This window comes from Streptomyces sp. NPDC002994 (assembly GCF_040611155.1).
GTDB lineage: Bacteria > Actinomycetota > Actinomycetes > Streptomycetales > Streptomycetaceae > Streptomyces.
Window position 1 is genome coordinate 143,149 of sequence record NZ_JBEXNQ010000006.1, and the last position, 15,732, is coordinate 158,880.

General features: G+C 69.4%; 21 protein-coding genes. 9 read left to right on the plus strand and 12 right to left on the minus strand.

Going from position 1 to position 15,732, the window contains the following annotated elements:
• The first annotated feature begins 184 nt into the window (after positions 1-184).
• Complete coding sequence (groL, locus tag ABZX79_RS09735) at positions 185-1,807, plus strand: chaperonin GroEL (protein WP_355253974.1); 1,623 nt, start codon at positions 185-187, stop codon at positions 1,805-1,807.
• Between the two features lie 194 nt (positions 1,808-2,001).
• On the plus strand, positions 2,002-3,183 hold the full coding sequence (locus ABZX79_RS09740) for a S8 family peptidase (protein ID WP_355254294.1): 1,182 nt from the start codon (positions 2,002-2,004) through the stop codon (positions 3,181-3,183).
• A 311-nt stretch (positions 3,184-3,494) separates the two neighbouring features.
• On the opposite strand, the gene ABZX79_RS09745 is transcribed toward ABZX79_RS09740, so the two are convergent.
• The 5 genes from ABZX79_RS09745 to ABZX79_RS09765 all read right to left on the minus strand — a co-directional run bounded on the left by ABZX79_RS09745 (position 3,495) and on the right by ABZX79_RS09765 (position 6,655).
• Positions 3,495-3,716, minus strand: coding sequence for a hypothetical protein (locus tag ABZX79_RS09745; protein ID WP_355253976.1), 222 nt, complete (start codon positions 3,714-3,716; stop codon positions 3,495-3,497).
• 49 nt (positions 3,717-3,765) lie between these two features.
• The gene (locus ABZX79_RS09750; RefSeq protein ID WP_355253978.1) at positions 3,766-4,347 is read right to left on the minus strand and encodes a Uma2 family endonuclease; all 582 of its coding nucleotides are present in this window, start codon (positions 4,345-4,347) and stop codon (positions 3,766-3,768) included.
• Between the two features lie 56 nt (positions 4,348-4,403).
• A complete protein-coding gene (locus ABZX79_RS09755) occupies positions 4,404-5,318 on the minus strand; it encodes a hypothetical protein (protein ID WP_355253980.1) in 915 nt (304 codons plus the stop codon).
• Between the two features lie 235 nt (positions 5,319-5,553).
• On the minus strand, positions 5,554-5,832 hold the full coding sequence (locus tag ABZX79_RS09760; protein WP_355253982.1) for a DUF397 domain-containing protein: 279 nt from the start codon (positions 5,830-5,832) through the stop codon (positions 5,554-5,556).
• On the minus strand, positions 5,816-6,655 hold the full coding sequence (locus ABZX79_RS09765) for a helix-turn-helix transcriptional regulator (RefSeq protein ID WP_355253984.1): 840 nt from the start codon (positions 6,653-6,655) through the stop codon (positions 5,816-5,818). The genes ABZX79_RS09760 and ABZX79_RS09765 overlap by 17 nt, the downstream gene beginning before the upstream one ends.
• A 115-nt stretch (positions 6,656-6,770) precedes the next feature.
• On the opposite strand from ABZX79_RS09765, the gene ABZX79_RS09770 reads away from it, so the two are divergent.
• The 4 genes from ABZX79_RS09770 (at position 6,771) to ABZX79_RS09785 (ending at position 7,659) form a co-directional block, all read left to right on the plus strand.
• Positions 6,771-6,986 (plus strand): hypothetical protein, encoded by a 216-nt coding sequence (locus ABZX79_RS09770; RefSeq protein WP_355253986.1) that lies wholly within the window; start codon positions 6,771-6,773, stop codon positions 6,984-6,986.
• Complete coding sequence (locus tag ABZX79_RS09775) at positions 6,983-7,183, plus strand: hypothetical protein (RefSeq protein ID WP_355254318.1); 201 nt, start codon at positions 6,983-6,985, stop codon at positions 7,181-7,183. Before ABZX79_RS09770 ends, ABZX79_RS09775 begins: the two co-directional genes overlap by 4 nt.
• Positions 7,180-7,374, plus strand: a complete 195-nt coding sequence (locus ABZX79_RS09780) for a type II toxin-antitoxin system VapB family antitoxin (protein WP_355253988.1) — start codon at positions 7,180-7,182, stop codon at positions 7,372-7,374. Before ABZX79_RS09775 ends, ABZX79_RS09780 begins: the two co-directional genes overlap by 4 nt.
• Before the next feature lie 156 nt (positions 7,375-7,530).
• On the plus strand, positions 7,531-7,659 hold the full coding sequence (locus ABZX79_RS09785) for a hypothetical protein (protein WP_355253990.1): 129 nt from the start codon (positions 7,531-7,533) through the stop codon (positions 7,657-7,659).
• Between the two features lie 398 nt (positions 7,660-8,057).
• Here ABZX79_RS09785 and ABZX79_RS09790 read toward each other — a convergent pair whose 3' ends face one another.
• Complete coding sequence (locus tag ABZX79_RS09790) at positions 8,058-8,330, minus strand: hypothetical protein (protein WP_355253992.1); 273 nt, start codon at positions 8,328-8,330, stop codon at positions 8,058-8,060.
• 158 nt (positions 8,331-8,488) lie between these two features.
• Between ABZX79_RS09790 and ABZX79_RS09795 the strand changes: the two genes are divergently transcribed.
• Entirely contained in the window at positions 8,489-8,668 is a 180-nt protein-coding gene (locus ABZX79_RS09795) for a CsbD family protein (protein WP_355253994.1), read from the plus strand.
• Between the two features lie 86 nt (positions 8,669-8,754).
• Here ABZX79_RS09795 and ABZX79_RS09800 read toward each other — a convergent pair whose 3' ends face one another.
• The 3 genes from ABZX79_RS09800 to ABZX79_RS09810 are packed head-to-tail and all read right to left on the minus strand — an operon-like array spanning position 8,755 to position 12,236.
• On the minus strand, positions 8,755-10,260 hold the full coding sequence (locus tag ABZX79_RS09800; RefSeq protein ID WP_355253996.1) for a PTS transporter subunit EIIC: 1,506 nt from the start codon (positions 10,258-10,260) through the stop codon (positions 8,755-8,757).
• Positions 10,261-10,269: 9 nt separating this feature from the next.
• Complete coding sequence (murQ, locus tag ABZX79_RS09805) at positions 10,270-11,256, minus strand: N-acetylmuramic acid 6-phosphate etherase (RefSeq protein WP_355253998.1); 987 nt, start codon at positions 11,254-11,256, stop codon at positions 10,270-10,272.
• Positions 11,257-11,312: 56 nt separating this feature from the next.
• The gene (locus ABZX79_RS09810) at positions 11,313-12,236 is read right to left on the minus strand and encodes a MurR/RpiR family transcriptional regulator (protein ID WP_355254000.1); all 924 of its coding nucleotides are present in this window, start codon (positions 12,234-12,236) and stop codon (positions 11,313-11,315) included.
• A gap of 90 nt (positions 12,237-12,326) precedes the next feature.
• Between ABZX79_RS09810 and ABZX79_RS09815 the strand changes: the two genes are divergently transcribed.
• Positions 12,327-12,686 carry a hypothetical protein gene (locus tag ABZX79_RS09815; RefSeq protein WP_355254002.1) on the plus strand — a complete coding sequence of 120 codons (360 nt, stop codon included), beginning with the start codon at positions 12,327-12,329 and terminating at the stop codon, positions 12,684-12,686.
• Complete coding sequence (locus tag ABZX79_RS09820; protein WP_355254004.1) at positions 12,683-12,949, plus strand: DUF4031 domain-containing protein; 267 nt, start codon at positions 12,683-12,685, stop codon at positions 12,947-12,949. The genes ABZX79_RS09815 and ABZX79_RS09820 overlap by 4 nt, the downstream gene beginning before the upstream one ends.
• Positions 12,950-12,969: 20 nt before the next feature.
• Here the strand turns inward: ABZX79_RS09820 and ABZX79_RS09825 are convergent, their stop codons facing one another.
• The 3 genes from ABZX79_RS09825 to ABZX79_RS09835 all read right to left on the minus strand — a co-directional run bounded on the left by ABZX79_RS09825 (position 12,970) and on the right by ABZX79_RS09835 (position 15,669).
• Positions 12,970-13,572 carry a Uma2 family endonuclease gene (locus ABZX79_RS09825; RefSeq protein WP_355254006.1) on the minus strand — a complete coding sequence of 201 codons (603 nt, stop codon included), beginning with the start codon at positions 13,570-13,572 and terminating at the stop codon, positions 12,970-12,972.
• Between the two features lie 133 nt (positions 13,573-13,705).
• On the minus strand, positions 13,706-14,911 hold the full coding sequence (locus ABZX79_RS09830) for a Cmx/CmrA family chloramphenicol efflux MFS transporter (RefSeq protein ID WP_355254008.1): 1,206 nt from the start codon (positions 14,909-14,911) through the stop codon (positions 13,706-13,708).
• An 83-nt stretch (positions 14,912-14,994) separates the two neighbouring features.
• Positions 14,995-15,669 carry a hypothetical protein gene (locus tag ABZX79_RS09835; RefSeq protein WP_355254010.1) on the minus strand — a complete coding sequence of 225 codons (675 nt, stop codon included), beginning with the start codon at positions 15,667-15,669 and terminating at the stop codon, positions 14,995-14,997.
• Positions 15,670-15,732 lie beyond the last annotated feature (63 nt).

The window sequence follows — 15,732 nt, forward strand, 5'->3', positions numbered from 1 at the left end:
GCACTCGAAGGGGTCGAGTGCTAATCATTGGCGTTAGCACTCTCCCAGTGAGAGTGACAGAAGGACTGGGTCGGCGAGGCCCGCAGGCCGGGTGGGGCAAGGAACCACACGGCGTCGCAGGCCGTCCGTCGCGGGCGCCACACAGTCCTCCGCTATCCACCCCAGTCCGGGAGGACCACTTCACATGGCTAAGATCATCGCGTTCGACGAGGAGGCACGGCGCGGTCTCGAGCGCGGGATGAACCAGCTCGCCGACGCCGTCAAGGTCACCCTCGGCCCGAAGGGCCGTAACGTCGTCCTCGAGAAGAAGTGGGGCGCCCCCACGATCACCAACGATGGTGTTTCCATCGCCAAGGAGATCGAGCTCGAGGACCCGTACGAGAAGATCGGCGCCGAGCTGGTCAAGGAAGTCGCGAAGAAGACCGACGACGTAGCCGGTGACGGCACGACGACCGCGACTGTCCTCGCCCAGGCGCTGGTCCGCGAGGGCCTGCGCAACGTCGCCGCCGGCGCCAACCCGATGGCCCTCAAGCGTGGCATCGAGAAGGCCGTCGAGGCCGTCTCCGCCGCTCTGCTGGAGCAGGCCAAGGACGTGGAGACCAAGGAGCAGATCGCTTCTACGGCCTCCATCTCCGCCGCTGACACCCAGATCGGCGAGCTCATCGCCGAGGCGATGGACAAGGTCGGCAAGGAAGGCGTCATCACCGTCGAGGAGTCGCAGACCTTCGGGCTCGAGCTTGAGCTCACCGAGGGCATGCGCTTCGACAAGGGCTACATCTCGGCGTACTTCGCCACCGACATGGAGCGCATGGAGTCGTCGCTCGACGACCCGTACATCCTGATCGTCAACTCCAAGATCTCCAACGTGAAGGACCTCCTTCCGCTGCTGGAGAAGGTCATGCAGTCGGGCAAGCCGCTGCTGATCATCGCGGAGGACGTCGAGGGCGAGGCACTGTCCACGCTCGTCGTCAACAAGATCCGTGGCACCTTCAAGTCCGTCGCCGTCAAGGCTCCGGGCTTCGGTGACCGCCGCAAGGCCATGCTCGGCGACATCGCCATCCTCACCGGTGGCACCGTCATCTCCGAGGAGGTCGGCCTCAAGCTCGAGAACGCCGGTCTCGACCTGCTCGGCCGTGCGCGCAAGGTCGTCATCACCAAGGACGAGACCACGATCGTCGACGGCGCCGGTGAGAGCGACCAGGTTCAGGGTCGCGTCAACCAGATCCGTGCCGAGATCGAGAACTCCGACTCGGACTACGACCGCGAGAAGCTCCAGGAGCGCCTGGCGAAGCTCGCGGGCGGCGTGGCCGTCATCAAGGCCGGTGCCGCCACCGAGGTGGAGCTCAAGGAGCGCAAGCACCGCATCGAGGACGCCGTTCGCAACGCGAAGGCGGCCGTCGAAGAGGGCATCGTCGCCGGTGGTGGCGTGGCGCTGCTGCAGGCCACGGCCGTCTTCGAGAAGCTCGAGCTCTCGGGCGACGAGGCGACCGGCGCCAACGCCGTGCGTCTGGCGCTGGAGGCCCCGCTCAAGCAGATCGCCGTCAACGGTGGTCTCGAGGGTGGCGTCATCGTCGAGAAGGTGCGCAACCTGCCGATCGGTCACGGCCTGAACGCCGCGACCGGCGAGTACGTCGACATGATCGCCGAAGGCATCATCGACCCGGCGAAGGTCACGCGCTCTGCCCTGCAGAACGCCGCGTCCATCGCCGCGCTGTTCCTCACCACGGAGGCGGTCATCGCCGACAAGCCCGAGAAGGCCGGTGCCCCCGCGGGCGGCGGCATGCCGGGCGGTGACATGGACTTCTGATCCGCCCAGGATCAGTAGCTCCATAGCTCCATGCTCCATCGCTGACGCGACCGAGGGCGGCACTCCCTTTGCGGGGGTGCCGCCCTCGGGCGTTTTCAGTGGCGTTGACGTTGAACGTAGACACTACTTAGTGTGTTCAAACCACCGCACAGAGTGATTGTGGGGGACCGTTTCTGCATGGTGCCATCGTGACCATGCCAAACCCGATGAGGATCGCCCTCGCGGCTGCCGTCACGGCTGTCCTGGCGACCGTAGGCCCGTTGTCCGCCTCAGCTCATTCCGCCCCGGCGGAGGGTTCCGCTCTCGCTCCGCTCCGTCTCTCGGACCAGGCCGTTCCCGGCCAGTACCTGGTCTCCATGAAGCCCGCGTCGGACGCCGCCAAAGCCGCGCAGCAGGTCGGCGTCACCCCCCTGTTCAGCTTCGAGAAGGTGATGCACGGCTTCGCGGCCAAGCTCACCGACGCCCAACTCGCCGAGGTACGGGCCGACCCGGACGTGGAGGCCGTGGAGCAGGACGCCGAGGTCACCGCGTCCGGGCCCGCCGCGTCCTGGGGCCTGGACCGCATCGACCAGCCCTTCCTGCCGCTCGACGGCCAGTTCACCACCGACGCGACCGGCGCCGGAGGCAACGCGTACATCCTCGACACCGGCATCGACTACGACCACGACGAGTTCGAGGGGCGCGCCCGGTTCGGCTTCGACGCCTTCCCGCTGGAGGGGCGTTTCGGGAAGGACTGCCAGGGCCACGGCACGCACGTAGCGGGCACGGTCGGCGGGGCGACGTACGGCGTGGCACGCCAGGCCGACCTCATCAGCGTCCGGGTCCTCGACTGCGAGGGCAAGGGCAGCAACGCCACGATCATCGCCGGACTGGAATGGACGGCGACGTACGCCGCGCTGGACCCCGACCGGCCGGCCGTGCTCAACGGTTCGCTCGGTGGCGCGCGTTCCTACCTGGTGAACAAGGCCGCCACCGCCCTCTCGGACAGCGGCGTCCTGCCGGTCATCGCGGCCGGCAATGACGCGAAGGACGCCTGCGGCGTCTCCCCGGCGTCCGCGGAACGCGTGGTCACGGTCGCGGCGTCCGACGACTCCGACGCGCAGGCGTTCTTCTCCAACCACGGTCCCTGCGTGGAGCTGTACGCACCGGGCACCGCCATCATCTCGGCCAAGCTCGGTGGCGGAAGCGTCGCTCTGAACGGCACGTCGATGGCTTCCCCGCACGTCGCCGGGACCGCCTTGCTCTACAACACGACGAACCCGGCGGCTACGTCGTACGACATCGCGGAGTGGCTCGACACCAACTCCACCAAGGACGTCCTGACCGGCGTCACCCCCGGCACACCGAACAAGCTCCTGTTCACGAACGGCATCTGAGCCTCCCACGGCGGCGCTCTGCCCTCCACGCCCCCGGTTGGGGGAGCGGAGGGCAGGCGTCGTGTGTGTGGGGGAGAGAAGGGCCCCCAGCTGGAGAAGTACAGGTACTACTCTGAGGCGGCGGAGTGCCACGTTCCGCCCGCCCGAGCATGCCGGCGTCCCTGTCTACGGAAGCAGCGTGAACGGCAGCGACCGCTTGGGGCGCACGACGCTGAAGTGGCGAGGGGTACGCCGCATCAGTGCGACGCAGCGTGCGTGGTCCTTGTCCTCCGCATCCACAGCGGCGATAAGCGGACCGGTGTCCCAGACAATCACTCGGGCGAGCGCCCCATCTCGTCGCGCAGGATCTCACTCGACCTGGAAGCCAGATCCCCCTTGCCGCTCGACAAAGCGCCCACGAAGTCGGGCAGCGGCCATTCGTCTACGCCGTCTTCAGCCAGAGTGCTCTCCCGCACGATGGCGAGTATCGGTGCCACCTGGGCCTCAGGCAGTCGGTCGATGAGTTCATGCAGTTCGTCCCGCAAAGTGCTCATGCCTCCGAGCGTACGGAGAACCGGGCAGCTCGGCGATGGCGTCGGGCTGTCACTGGATGTAGTCCTTGAGCTTCTCGGTTTCGAGGGTGATGCCGACGGGGTCGGGGAGCGTGATGGCCGCTCCGTAGGGGTACGAGGGGTGCTGTGTGTACGCCCCGTCCTTCGGCTCGCTGAATACGGTCAGCGTGTTGTCGTCCCGGTCAATGAGGAGGTAGACGGGGATGCCCGCCTCCGCGTAGCCGGCTCGCTTTTCGACGCGGTCACGGAGTTGGGTGTCGGAATCGTGGGAGGTTACTTCCACAACCATGAGTACGCCGTCGGGGTCGGCCCACATGCCGTCCTGCCCTACGAAGTGCTCGATCGGAGCGAGGGCGCAGTCCGCGATAGCCCGGCCGGCGCGGTACGTCTCAACCTTCAGGTCCTGCTCCGGATAGAGGTCCAGTTCAGGGCGCTGCTGCATGCACTGCCTCAGCAACCACATGACGATGGCCCTATGGAGCTGGTCCGGCACTGGCTTGACCTTCAGCTTTCCCTTGATGAATTCGAGTTTCACGGCTTCGGGAGCATGGCGAGCGAGGTGCTCGAAGTCCTCGACGGACATCTGGGCATGCTCGGCAGTGCTGGGGGTCATGAGATCGCCTCCTCCCCTACATCGTGCCCCGCTTCTGGCGTGGGTGTGCTGAACAGTCATGCGCGGGTCCTTTCGGGGTGGCGTGTCGCAGCTGCCGCTCGGATCTTGGCCGCGTGGGCGCGGACATCGGCCTCGGGGAGGCCGTCGCGGGGCGGGAGGGGCGGTTCGTCGCGGCAGACCCGGCACAGGCCGCCGGCCAGCGCCTCGGGGCGAGCGGGCGCCCGGCATTCGGTGCACTCCAGGATGCGGAGGGTGGGGGCGGGGCCCGGGACGCCGCCCGGGTCGGGGTGCGGTGCGCGTGCGGGTGGGAGCTTTGCCAGCCGGGCTCGGGCGATGCCGACGGGACGGTGCACCTCGGCGGGCAGCCCGGAGGTCAGCGCCTGCCGCAGCTCGGCGTCGGTGGCGCCGCGACTCAGCCACTCGGTGGCGACGGATTCGAGGGTGACGCAGTCGTCCGCCGAGAGGGACATCTGCGGCTTGGTACGGCCGACGGAGGCGAGGATCTCGTACGCGCGGGAACGCTGCGGGGGCTGCGGTCGGCTGGGCCGCTGGGTGGGGGTGGCCTTGGTCTTGCTGCCGCCCTGGCCCTGGAAGGCTGCCCACCAGGCGTCGTCCCTGGCCGTACGGGAGAAGAACGTTCGGGTCACCCAGCGCTGGCTGCCGGTCGTCGTGTCGGTGACCGTCTCGCGGCCGAGGCGGAGGTGGCCGGCTTCCGAGAGGCGGCGGAGGGACGTGCGTACGGCGCACTGGCCGTAGTCCGGGAGGACCTTGGCGAGCATCTTCACGGAGATGTCCGAGCCGTCGGGCAGCCGGTCGATGTACGCGGCGATGGATGCCTCGCGCCGGGGAAGGTGGGCGAAATCGCTTTCCCGGCGGGGCAGTTGTTCGGGTGCGCTGCGCTTTCCGTAACCCGGATTGGCGAGGGGATGTGCGGGCGCGGAGGGGGCGGCATTAAGCTGGCTTGCAGCCAAGGGATCGCTCTATTCGATCTTGATGGTTAAGCCCTCGTCGGTGTTGTCCGCACCGGCGGGGGCTGTTCTGTTCGTTATTCGGGCACGCTAGACCGTCACGACGTACTGTGGCAAGCCGGTCACGGAAAGTCATTCGCCGTGATGTGGGCGGGAGTTGGACGGGTGGTTGGGTAGTTCTTACCCGCCCAATCCAATGAAAAGGGCTCGGACTCCGGGGCTTGAGCCCCGGGCCGAGTCAGGCGGCTGCGACCTGCCCGTTCTTCACCCCGGCGACGAACGCGGACCACGCCCCGGCCCGGAACACGAGCGTCGGGCCGAGCAGGTCTTTTGAGTCCCGGACGGGGACGATGCCGGGGTGGCCGTCGGCTACTTCGAGGCAGTTGCCGCCGTCGCCGCCGCTGTGCGTGGACTTGCGCCAGGTGGCTACCTCCAGGCAGTCGCCACCGCTGCCGCCGCTGTAGCTGGACTTGTGCCAAGTCGCCGTGGACAGGTCGTACTCAGGGCTGATCTCCATGCGCGTAATCCTCCGCCACTGAATCGATCAGGGCCAGGGATTCCTTCGGTGACAGTGCCATGGCCCTGACCAGATCGTAGGTCAGTTCGTGGCGGGCGACGGTGGCCGGATCGTCCTCCAACTTCCCTGCTTCCGGCCCCTGGAGATAGGCGAGCGGGGGAGCGTCCTCGAAGGTCATGAGCTTGAGGCCGCCCTCCAGCGCGGCGTGTGCACCCGCTTCGAACGGCAGCACCTGCACGATGGCTCTGTGGCGCCGCGCCATCACCGCCACGTGGCGCAGCGCCTCCGCCATCCCCGCATGCTCGCCGACCTTCCGGCGCAGTACCGCCTCGTCCAGAACCACCCACAACAGGGGCTTTGTTGGATCGTCGAGGAGGTGGGCGCGCTCAAGCCTCGCCGCCACCAGCCCGTCGATCACGTCCTCCGTCGCCGTCGGCTGGTACGCGCGGAAGATCGCTCTCGCGTACGGCTCCGTCTGCAACAGGCCCGGGATCAGCAGCGGCGCGTACTCCTTGATGGCCGTCGCGATCGCTTCCGCCTCGGCCGCCTCCGCGAAGTGGTCCGGATACTTCGACTTGGTGGACGCCTTGCAGTTGCGCTCGAAGAACCCGCCCGTCCCCAGGATTTCGTCTATCTTCACGGCGTACTCCGGCATCATCCGGCGCGTACCGGCTTCCAGTTGGCCGATGAACGAGCCGCTCACGTAGAGCGGCTCGCCCAACTCATCCTGGGTCAGGCCTTGCTTCTCGCGCGCGTGGCGCAGTTCCGCGCCGAGCAGGGCGCGGGGAGAGGAGGAGGGGTCTAGGTCCTTTGGTCCGGGCATGGCAACTCCCTGTTGGACATGTGGGGTTGTTGGGCGCCATCGCTGTTCAGGCTAGTGCCGATTCGGCCACGCTGTGTGAGGAAAGCGAACACTCAGTGTGCGGAGGTGCATGGTCATGGTGGTGCGATCGTCGGAGCGGCTGCGGGCTGCGGAAGAGGTGGTGGCCCAGTTGCGGGAGGGGCTTGAGGTGGTGGCGGTGACGTTGCCGTCGCTGCGGGTGGACGTGGTGTCGCTGGCGAGCGAGGCGCGGTATCCGCTGGTCGAGCTGGGGCGCTGCAATCTGGACACGGCGATGCGGCTCGCCGCCGTACTCCAGGGGCTCAAGCCGTGACGGGGGAGTACGCCGTCGATGTGCGGGACGGGCGGGTGGGGCGGGTGATGGGGCGGGTGGGTACGTACGTACAGCTACGTCCGCCTGGTGGTGGCAAGGAGTGGGACTGTCCGCCGGAGGACGTGCGGCCGGCGGCGCTCGGAGAGGTGCTGAGGGCACGGGTGCGGGAGATCAACGCGGAAGGGCGGCTGCCGTGAGGCGCGGCCGGGCCGCACTCGTGGAGGAGGCGGCGGCGATACTGGGCACGACCACCAAGCGGGCGACGCTCAGCGGAGCGCTGGAAGAGTTTGTTGCTGCGGCCAAGCGTCGGCGGTTCATGGAGCTGTTGGAAGAGGGAGTGCTTGACGACCTCGGTGACCCAGGAGTGATGGCGGGCGCATGGCGGTAGCGAAGTACCTCGTAGGCAAGAGCGCCTGGGCACGGCTGAGGGAGCCTGCGGTCAAGGCGGCTCTGCTGCCGCTCGAACGAGATCGGGATTCGAGCAGTCGAGATCCAGGCGTTGCTGGCTGAGAAGGGGCTCCACCGGGCAGTTCCGGTTCCAGACTTGCTCATCGCGGCCACGGCTGAGCGGCATGGGGTGGCGGTGCTCCACTGCGACGGCGACTTCGACACCATCGCGGCGGTTACCGGACAACCCCCGGAGTGGGTCGTCCCACCTGGTGAAGCGCACTGACGGCAGGGAAGTCAGGCCGCCGGGCGGGCGGCGAAAGCGACGAGGCCCGCACGGGAGCATGGGGCGCTGGCGTCACCCGTCACCCGTCGCCCGTGCATTGGTCCCCCGTGAGCTTCCTCGCGCGGGCTCCGGCGGCTGCCGCGAGGGTGAGCAGTCAGCCCGCCCAGGTGGACGAAGGCATACGCCTGCGAGCAGGAGCGCCGCCGCAGGACCGTGCACGTCCACTCTGAGCCTGCGCGCCGAGTCGATCTTGTCCTTGATCATCGCGAAGGGGCTGGTGGCGAAAGCCCCTGCGAACAGGGTCAACGACCAGATCCAGAGGAAGGCGAAGAAGCGGCCGCCCGCCCTCTCCTGGGGCCGGACGCCGAGCTCGGGGCGGCTGGGGGCGTACACGACGCTCACCGTGTCGCCCTTGACCGGCTTGCCGACAGTCGTCGCACCGTGGCGATGGGGACTTCGGACACGCCTCCGTCGGCCGCGTACACCTCGGACACCCAACGGCCGTGCTCACCGTCCGGGCCGAGCGCTTGGACGAGTGCGGCGCCGCTGGCGAGCGGGACGGCGAAGGCGAGGAGGGCGGGCAGAAGTCGGGACGGACGACGTTCTCGCCGCTTGGTCTTGTCGAGGACGACCGTGTCCGTACGACGTGCGCGGACCGATGCGTGATCCACATCAGCACACAGCGCGAGCCGGAGATCCCGTATGCGCGTGTGCGGCTCCAGCGGCAGGATGCCCGCGATCAGAGTGGCGTAGGCGGAGTCGCTGGGGAGCCGTTTGAACGGTTGTTTCGTGGTGACACGTAGGGTGTCCAGTTTTCGACCGGCAGGACGTGAGTGTTGTGAAGGAACAAAAGGCCAGGGCGAAGGCCGAGCAGGCCAAGGGCAAGGTGAAGAAGACCACCGGCCGGAGTGTCGGCAACGAGTCCTTGGAAGGCAAGGGACGAGGCGAACAGGTCAAGGGTGACGCTCGCCAGGTGAAGGAAAAGATCAAGGACATGTTCAAGCGCTGAACGTCGGCGCAGGTCGTCTCGGGCCCGGCGGCCGTCTCCTCTGCCGGGCCCGAACCGTGGGCTCGTCGGTGTGGTGTGTTGCTGGGTTACAGCGTTGCCGGTTCCTTTTCCGGGGCGTCCGGGGCCGGCGGGGCCGCCGCAGGGGTGTCCGTATCCGCGTTGAAGTCCGTCAGCATCTGCTTGCTGAAGCCGAAGAAGTACGTGGCCAGGAAGCCTGCGACGTAACCGGCGATCAGGCCGGCGGCGTAGACCGCGATCATCGTGGCCAGGCCCTTGTTGCCGTCCAGGAGGGGGAACAGGGCCCAGCCGGACGGGCCGATCGCCGTTGAGCCCACCGAGCCGCCGAGCTGGTTGAGCAGGCCCACTACGCCGCCGCCGAAGGCGCCGCCGACGCACGCCGTGATGAACGGGCGGCCGAGGGGGAGCGAGACGCCGTAGATCAGGGGCTCGCCCACGCCCAGGAGTCCGGCCGGGAGCGCGGACTTGATGGTCCGGCGGATCGAGCCGTTGCGGGGCAGGCGGAGGTAGACGGCGGCGGCCGCGCCGACCTGGCCGGCGCCTGCCATGGCGAGGATCGGGAGCAGGACCGTGAAGCCCTGCTGCTCGATGAGGGTGGCGTGGATCGGGATCAGGGCCTGGTGCAGGCCCAGCATGACCAGGGGGAGGAACAGGCCGCCGAGGATGAAGCCCGCCGCCGCGCCGCCGGTGGACAGGAGCCAGCCGGCGAAGTCGCCGATGGCGGTGGAGATTTCACCGGCTACGAACATCAGGCCGAAGACGGTGACGAGGCCGGAGATCAGGACGGTGAGGGTGGGGGTGAGGAGGACGTCCAGGGATTGTGGGATCCACTGGCGGCACCATTTCTCGACGTACACCGCCAGGACCGCCGCGCCGAGCGCGCCGAGCACACCGCCCTGGCCGGGTGAGAGGGGCTGGCCGAAGGCGTTGATGTTGGCGACGCCGGGGAAGACGATGATCGCTGCTACCGCGCCGCCCAGGATCGGCGTACCGCCGAACTCCTTGGCCGTGTTGAGGCCTACGAAGACGGCGATCAGGGCCATGAAGCCGGTGGCGATCGCGGCCAGGGCGGGGGTGACTGCGGGGAGCAGGCCGAGGTTGACCATCAGGCCGTTGAAGCCGGCGATGATGCCGCAGCCGATCAGGGCGGGGATGAGCGGGACGAAGATGTTCGCGATTTTTCGCAGGAAGAGCTTGATGGGGGTGGCGTTCTTTGCCTTCCGCTCGGCCTTGATCGCGGCGCCTTGAGCGGCCAGGTCGTCGGCGGTGAGGGGGGTGAGGGGGGTGGGGGTGGCTGGGCGTTCTTGCTCAGTGCGTTCCGCCTCGACCAGGGCCTCGAACTCCGGGGTGACCCGGGCGACCGTACCGGGGCCGAGCACGATCTGGTACGTCGTGTCCTCGACCACGCCCATCACGGCGGGGAGGGCCTTGAGCTGCTCGTCCTGGACGAGAGTGCGGTCGCGCAGGCCGAGCCTGAGGCGGGTCATGCAGTGGGCGATCGAGGTGACGTTCCCCGCGCCTCCGACGAGCGGAAGGATCGCGGCGGCGACGGCGCGGTTGTTGTTCTCTGTCATGGAGCCAGTTCAGGCGCTGCGGACGGCGGCCGCCTGTAGCGCCACGCGCAAGTGGCCCCGCGCTTCGTCGAGCAGGGCGGCGGCGGTGGGGCCGTCGACGGATCCGAGGAGCACCAGGATGGCGTTCTTCACCTCTCCGTCGGTGGCGGCGAGCGCGGCCTCGATCTCTGGGTCCTGCGCGCCTGTGGCCAGCGCGACGATGCGGCGGGAGCGGGCCTGCAGCTTTTCGTTGGAGGCGCGGACGTCGACCATCAGGTTTCCGTACGTCTTGCCGAGCCGGATCATCGTGATGGTCGAGATCATGTTGAGGACGAGCTTCTGGGCCGTGCCGGCCTTGAGGCGGGTGGAGCCGGTGAGGAGTTCGGGGCCGACGACGACCTCCAGGGCGTGTTCGGCGGCGGCCCCCAGCGCGCTGCCCGTGTTGCAGGACAGGCCGATGGTCAGCGCTCCGAGGCCGCGGGCGTGCTCTACGGCGCCGATCGCGTACGGGGTGCGGCCGGAGGCGGAGATTCCGACGACGGTGTCGTTGGGGGTGAGGGCGAGGTCGTCGAGATCTGCCGCCGCGAGTTCCTTGGAGTCCTCCGCGCCTTCGACGGCCTTGACCATCGCGGTCGGGCCGCCCGCGATCAGGCCGATGACCTGGGTGGGGTCGGTGTTGAAGGTGGGCGGGCACTCGCTGGCGTCCAGTACGCCGAGCCGGCCTGCCGTGCCGGCGCCCGCGTAGATCAGGCGGCCGCCGCGCGCCATCCGCTCGGCGGTGGCGTCGATGGCGGCGGCGATCTGCGGGAGCCGGGCGGCGACGGCCTCGGGGACGGAGCGGTCCTCGCCGTTCATGATGCGGGCGATCTCGGCCGTCGGGAGCTGGTCGATGTCGGCGAGCTCGGGGCGGAAGGCCTCGGTGGTGAGGGTGGCGAGCTGGGCGCGCAGTTCGCCGTAGGTGCTGCCGGCCGTGTTGCCTGCGGTGCTGCCGGCCGCGTTGGCGCTGGTGGGGGTCATGAAGGTGCGGCTCTTTCTCGTCGTACGGCTGCGTCTTGTTCTCTGGGTGGGCTGGGCTAGCGGCTGCTGCTGCGGGGCGCGTGGCGGTGCGCCAGGGCCTCGTAGGAGGCGGCGAGGGCGGGGGCGGCCGTCTCGTACGTACGCTGGGCCACGCCTATGAACAGGCAGTCCACGACGAGCAGTTGGCTCGTACGGCTGGACATGGCCGCCGGGCGCAGTTCGCTCTCGCGGGCGGTCGACGTGGTCAGGATGTGGTCGGCGTACTGCGATACGGGGCCGTCCGGGCGGCCCGTGATCGCGACCGTCGTGGCTCCTCGGTCGAAGGCGACGCGGAGCGGCTCTATGGCGTCGCCGGTCGATCCCGAGTGCGTGATGGCTATGGCCACGTCGCCGGAGCGGAGTTGGACCGCGTTGGTCACGGCTAGGTGCGGGTCGGTGTGCGCGTGTGCGATCAGGCCGATGCGGAGCAGCTTCTGGGCGAGGTCCATGCCGACGAGGGAGGAGGCGCCGACACCGTAGATGTCGATGCGGCGGGCCGCGGCGAGGGCGGTGACGGCGGCGCCGAGCTGGATGGTGTCGAGTCCGGCGGCGGTGTCGGCGAGGGTCTGCTGTTCGTCGTACGCCAGCTTGGTGACGACGTCCGCGATGGGGTCGTCGACGGCGATGTCGGCGGTCACGGCGGGCGCTCGGCCGGACTGCTGCTGCGCTGCCAGGCCGGCGAGCGCGAGGCGCAGGTCGCGGTAGCCGGGGTAGCCGAGGAGGCGGGCGGTGCGGACGACGGTGGCCTCGCTGGTGCCGGTGAGTTCCGCGAGGCCGGTGACCGTGAGGGCGGCGCAGCCGGCCGGGTCGGCCGCTACGGCCTCCGCGACGCGCTGCATGGAGCGGGTCATGGACGGCGCGAGGGTTCGTACCTTGGCTGCGAGGGCGGCGGGTGCCGGTGGAGTGGGGCCGGTGAAAATTTCCTTCACTTCATTGGTCACTCCTGAAAGATATTTTCGGCTGCGGTGGGCCGTCAACCCCCGTGGTCGGCCGGCCGGGGGTGGCTGTCCGGGGCGCGCGACAATGGCTGTATGGAGCCCATCCCCTCTCCCCTGGAACAGGCCTTGCACGCTGCCCGCGCCCTGGTCATGGCCGACCTGGCGGCCCGCGACGTGGCTCAGGCGGACGTCGTGTCGCTGGTCGAGGACGCGGTCGTACACCGTCGGTGGTGGGTGGAGCAGTGGCCTCCGGGCGCGGAGTTCGTCACGGGCCTGATCGCCCAGGACGTACAGGACGCGCTGCTTGAGCGGTACGGCCGCTGGCCGCTGTGTCCCGTGTGCACGGATGTGGAACCGCACGCGCTGGACGTCGAACCGGAGCTGGGGCCGGACCCGCACTGGGTGTGCTCGAAGTCGGCCGTGATCGTGGCGCCGGTCGGATCTCTGCGGTGACGGTGTATATCGACCCGCCGACGTGGCCGGGGCACGGCCGGATGTGGTCGCACCTGGTCAGTGACGTCTCGTTCGAGGAGCTGCACGCTTTCGCGGCGGGCATCGGGTGCCCGGCGCGGGCGTTTGAACGGGACCACTACGACGTGCCGGATGTGCGGTACGCGGATGCGGTGGCCGCGGGGGCGGTGGAGGTGGGCTCGAAGGAGCTGGTACGCCGGATCACCGCCGCGGGGCTGCGGCGGCCGAAGGGGCGGCCGGCCTAGGAGGAGTGTGCTTCTCCGGGTCAGCCCGGGAAAGCTCCGGTGTCCAAAAGCCCGCCGAAGGGCTCGGGGAGGCGGACCTGCTCGCCGAACGGAATTCGCTCGCTGAGCTTGTACGCGCCGTTCTGCGGCTCGGTGAAGAGCGTGGTCGTCGGTCCGTGCTCGTCGAACCGGTCGATCAGCAGATACGCGGGTACCGGCGCGTGCGCGTACGCCCAGAGCTTCTTGGTCCGGTCGTCCTTGGCGTTGCCCTTGGACGTGATCTCGACGACCAGCAGCGCCTCTGATGCGTCCACCGGGTCGCTGGTGTCGGCGTCCATGGCCGCGATCAGCTCCCTCGGCATGACGACCAGGTCCGGTACGTAGAGTTTGTCGAGCGGCGCGATGTGGATGCCGAGGGTCTGATAGACGCCCAGTGTCCCCGGCAGGTCGCCGTAGAGCGTGCGCTGCACAGCGTCGGCGATGCCGTTGTGGTGCGCGTGTGGCGGTGGTACCAAGACGATCCGTCCTCCGTCGATCTCGGCGCGCCAGCCCTCGGGCACGTCCAGCTCGCGCCAGGCCTGCAGCAGGAAGTCCCACGGCCGACGGCGAGGCATCCGGTCGTTCTCGACCATTGCGGCGGTCATCGCGACTCCCTTCTCCAGCGGCCTGATGGGGCGAGCGTAGATCGACGGACACGCGGCGCTGAGCCGCTTTCAACAGCGTCCCACGATCGAGTGAGCAGCGCACCAACCCTGTGAAGGTGCGGGACCCGCGTGGTCAAAGCCGCTTGGCGATTACGGCTGTCGGTGCTGGTGCCGAGGACGCCACCACGCGGGAGTCTGAACGCTGGAGTCGCAGCGAGACGCCCACCGCCACCAGCGCCAGCGCCGCCATCGCCGCCCCCGCCCACGCCGTCGACGCGAAGCCGAAGCCCGCGTCGATCACCGTGCCGCCGAGCCACGGGCCGCCCGTGTTGCCCAGGTTGAACGCGGCCGTCGTCGTCGCCCCCGCCAGCGTCGGCGCCGCGCCCGCGACGTTGAACATGCGGGCGTTGAGCGCCGGCGCCGTATAGAACGCCGAGAGGCCGAGCAGGAACGACAGGGCGACCGCCACCACCGCGCTCGACGCGAACACGGCCAGGACCACCAGGAACACCGTCGATGCCGCGATACCGCTGATCAGTACGCCGAAGAGGTGCGCGTCCGCGACCCGCCCGCCCACCGTCGTGCCGACGAGCGCGCCGATCCCGAACAGCGCCAGGACCGTCGGCACCCACCCTGAGTCGAGCCCCGCCACATCCGTCAGCAGCGGCGCCAGGTAGCTGAACGCGCAGAAGATGCCGCCCGCCGCCAGCGCCGTGATCGTGATCGCCAGCCAGACCTGGCCGTCACGGTAGATCGACAGCTCCCGCTTGAGCCGCGGCTTCTCCGCCGGGAGCGGGATGCGCGGGATCAGCGTCACCACGCCCACCAGTGCGAGCGCCGAGGCCGCCCCCACCGCCCAGAACGCCGACCGCCAGCCGAGGTGCTCGCCCAGGAACGCCCCGGCGGGCACGCCCAGGACGTTCGCGATGCTCAGTCCGCCGATCATGACCGCCATCGCCCGCGCCCGTGAGTTCACCGGCACCATCGCGATGGCGACCGCCGCGCCCACGGCCCAGAACCCGGCGCACGCGAACGCGCTCACGACGCGCGAGGCGAAGAGCAGCTCGTACGACGGTGCCAGTGCTCCGGCGACCTGCCCGAGGCCGAAGACCGTGATCAGGGTGATCAGGGTCGTACGGCGCGGCAGGCGGAGAGTCGCGACGGCCAGCAAGGGGGCGCCGATCACCATGCCGATGGCGAAGGCCGAGATCAGAAGCCCCGCCTGCGGGATCGAGACGTCCATGTCGGCGGCGATCGGCGGCAGCAGCCCGGAGAGCATGAATTCGCTGGTACCGAGGGCGAAAACCGCCATCCCGAGTATGTACACGGCAAGGGGCATGCGGGTGCGTTGATCGTCAGAGGCGGGCATGACAGGTCAAAACACTGCTGGACGGCCTCGCATTCCCCCGCTGTCCGGACGTATCAGATGGTGAGCAGGTCCAGCTCCGTCGTCAGGTTCTGCCGCGCACGGGCCTCCCACTCCGCCCGTCCGTGCGGCGTACGGAACAGCGTCGGCAGCTCCAGGAGCTGCCGCAGCACCGCCGCGCGGCCCTCGCGGAACGCGGCGTCGGGCACGAAGCCGTACTCCTCGCGGACAGCTGCCGCGTAGGCGGCGTACGACGCCGGGGGCGCCGCCAGGATCGCCAGGTCCGCGTCGCACAGGGCCTCGCCGTTGGTGTCGCCCGGGGCGGGGTCGTGGGTGGCGGTGAGGCGGACCAGGCGGGCGACCTCGGACGTACGGGCGTCGTCGAGGCCGAGTTCCGGCAGCGCGCGCTCGGCGAGGGCGGCGCTGCGCTCCTCGTTCTCGGTGCGGTCGGGGCGGTAGACGGCGTCGTGGAACCAGGCGGCGAGGCGGACGGCGGCCGGGTCGTCGGCGTGGCCGGCCAGGGCGTCGAGGTCGAGGTGGCCGAGGACCGCCAGCAGGTGGTCGGTGGTGTGGTAGCGCCGCTGCGGTTCGGCCCAGCGGGCGAGGAGGTTCTCGGCGTACGGGCGAGGGTCGGCGGAGGGCGCGCATTCGGCGGGGACGGTGTCCAGCCAACGGCGGATCAGCTCGTCGTGCGCGGGATGCGGCGGCGGGGCGGCGGCCGTGGCGTTCATGCCCCTCATTGTGCCGTCGGGAGGAGGGGCACGGAGAGCGCCCCTGCACGAAGGACAGACCTT

What these genes read in the sequence shown, in the direction of transcription:
- groL (WP_355253974.1), top strand. Translation starts at nt 185, where the DNA reads ATGGCTAAGATCATCGCGTTCGACGAGGAGGCACGGCGCGGTCTCGAG.
- ABZX79_RS09740 (WP_355254294.1), top strand. Translation starts at nt 2,002, where the DNA reads ATGCCAAACCCGATGAGGATCGCCCTCGCGGCTGCCGTCACGGCTGTC.
- ABZX79_RS09745 (WP_355253976.1), bottom strand. Translation starts at nt 3,716, where the DNA reads ATGAGCACTTTGCGGGACGAACTGCATGAACTCATCGACCGACTGCCT.
- ABZX79_RS09750 (WP_355253978.1), bottom strand. Translation starts at nt 4,347, where the DNA reads ATGACCCCCAGCACTGCCGAGCATGCCCAGATGTCCGTCGAGGACTTC.
- ABZX79_RS09760 (WP_355253982.1), bottom strand. Translation starts at nt 5,832, where the DNA reads ATGGAGATCAGCCCTGAGTACGACCTGTCCACGGCGACTTGGCACAAG.
- ABZX79_RS09765 (WP_355253984.1), bottom strand. Translation starts at nt 6,655, where the DNA reads ATGCCCGGACCAAAGGACCTAGACCCCTCCTCCTCTCCCCGCGCCCTG.
- ABZX79_RS09770 (WP_355253986.1), top strand. Translation starts at nt 6,771, where the DNA reads ATGGTGGTGCGATCGTCGGAGCGGCTGCGGGCTGCGGAAGAGGTGGTG.
- ABZX79_RS09800 (WP_355253996.1), bottom strand. Translation starts at nt 10,260, where the DNA reads ATGACAGAGAACAACAACCGCGCCGTCGCCGCCGCGATCCTTCCGCTC.
- murQ (WP_355253998.1), bottom strand. Translation starts at nt 11,256, where the DNA reads ATGACCCCCACCAGCGCCAACGCGGCCGGCAGCACCGCAGGCAACACG.
- ABZX79_RS09815 (WP_355254002.1), top strand. Translation starts at nt 12,327, where the DNA reads ATGGAGCCCATCCCCTCTCCCCTGGAACAGGCCTTGCACGCTGCCCGC.
- ABZX79_RS09825 (WP_355254006.1), bottom strand. Translation starts at nt 13,572, where the DNA reads ATGACCGCCGCAATGGTCGAGAACGACCGGATGCCTCGCCGTCGGCCG.
- ABZX79_RS09830 (WP_355254008.1), bottom strand. Translation starts at nt 14,911, where the DNA reads ATGCCCCTTGCCGTGTACATACTCGGGATGGCGGTTTTCGCCCTCGGT.
- ABZX79_RS09835 (WP_355254010.1), bottom strand. Translation starts at nt 15,669, where the DNA reads ATGAACGCCACGGCCGCCGCCCCGCCGCCGCATCCCGCGCACGACGAG.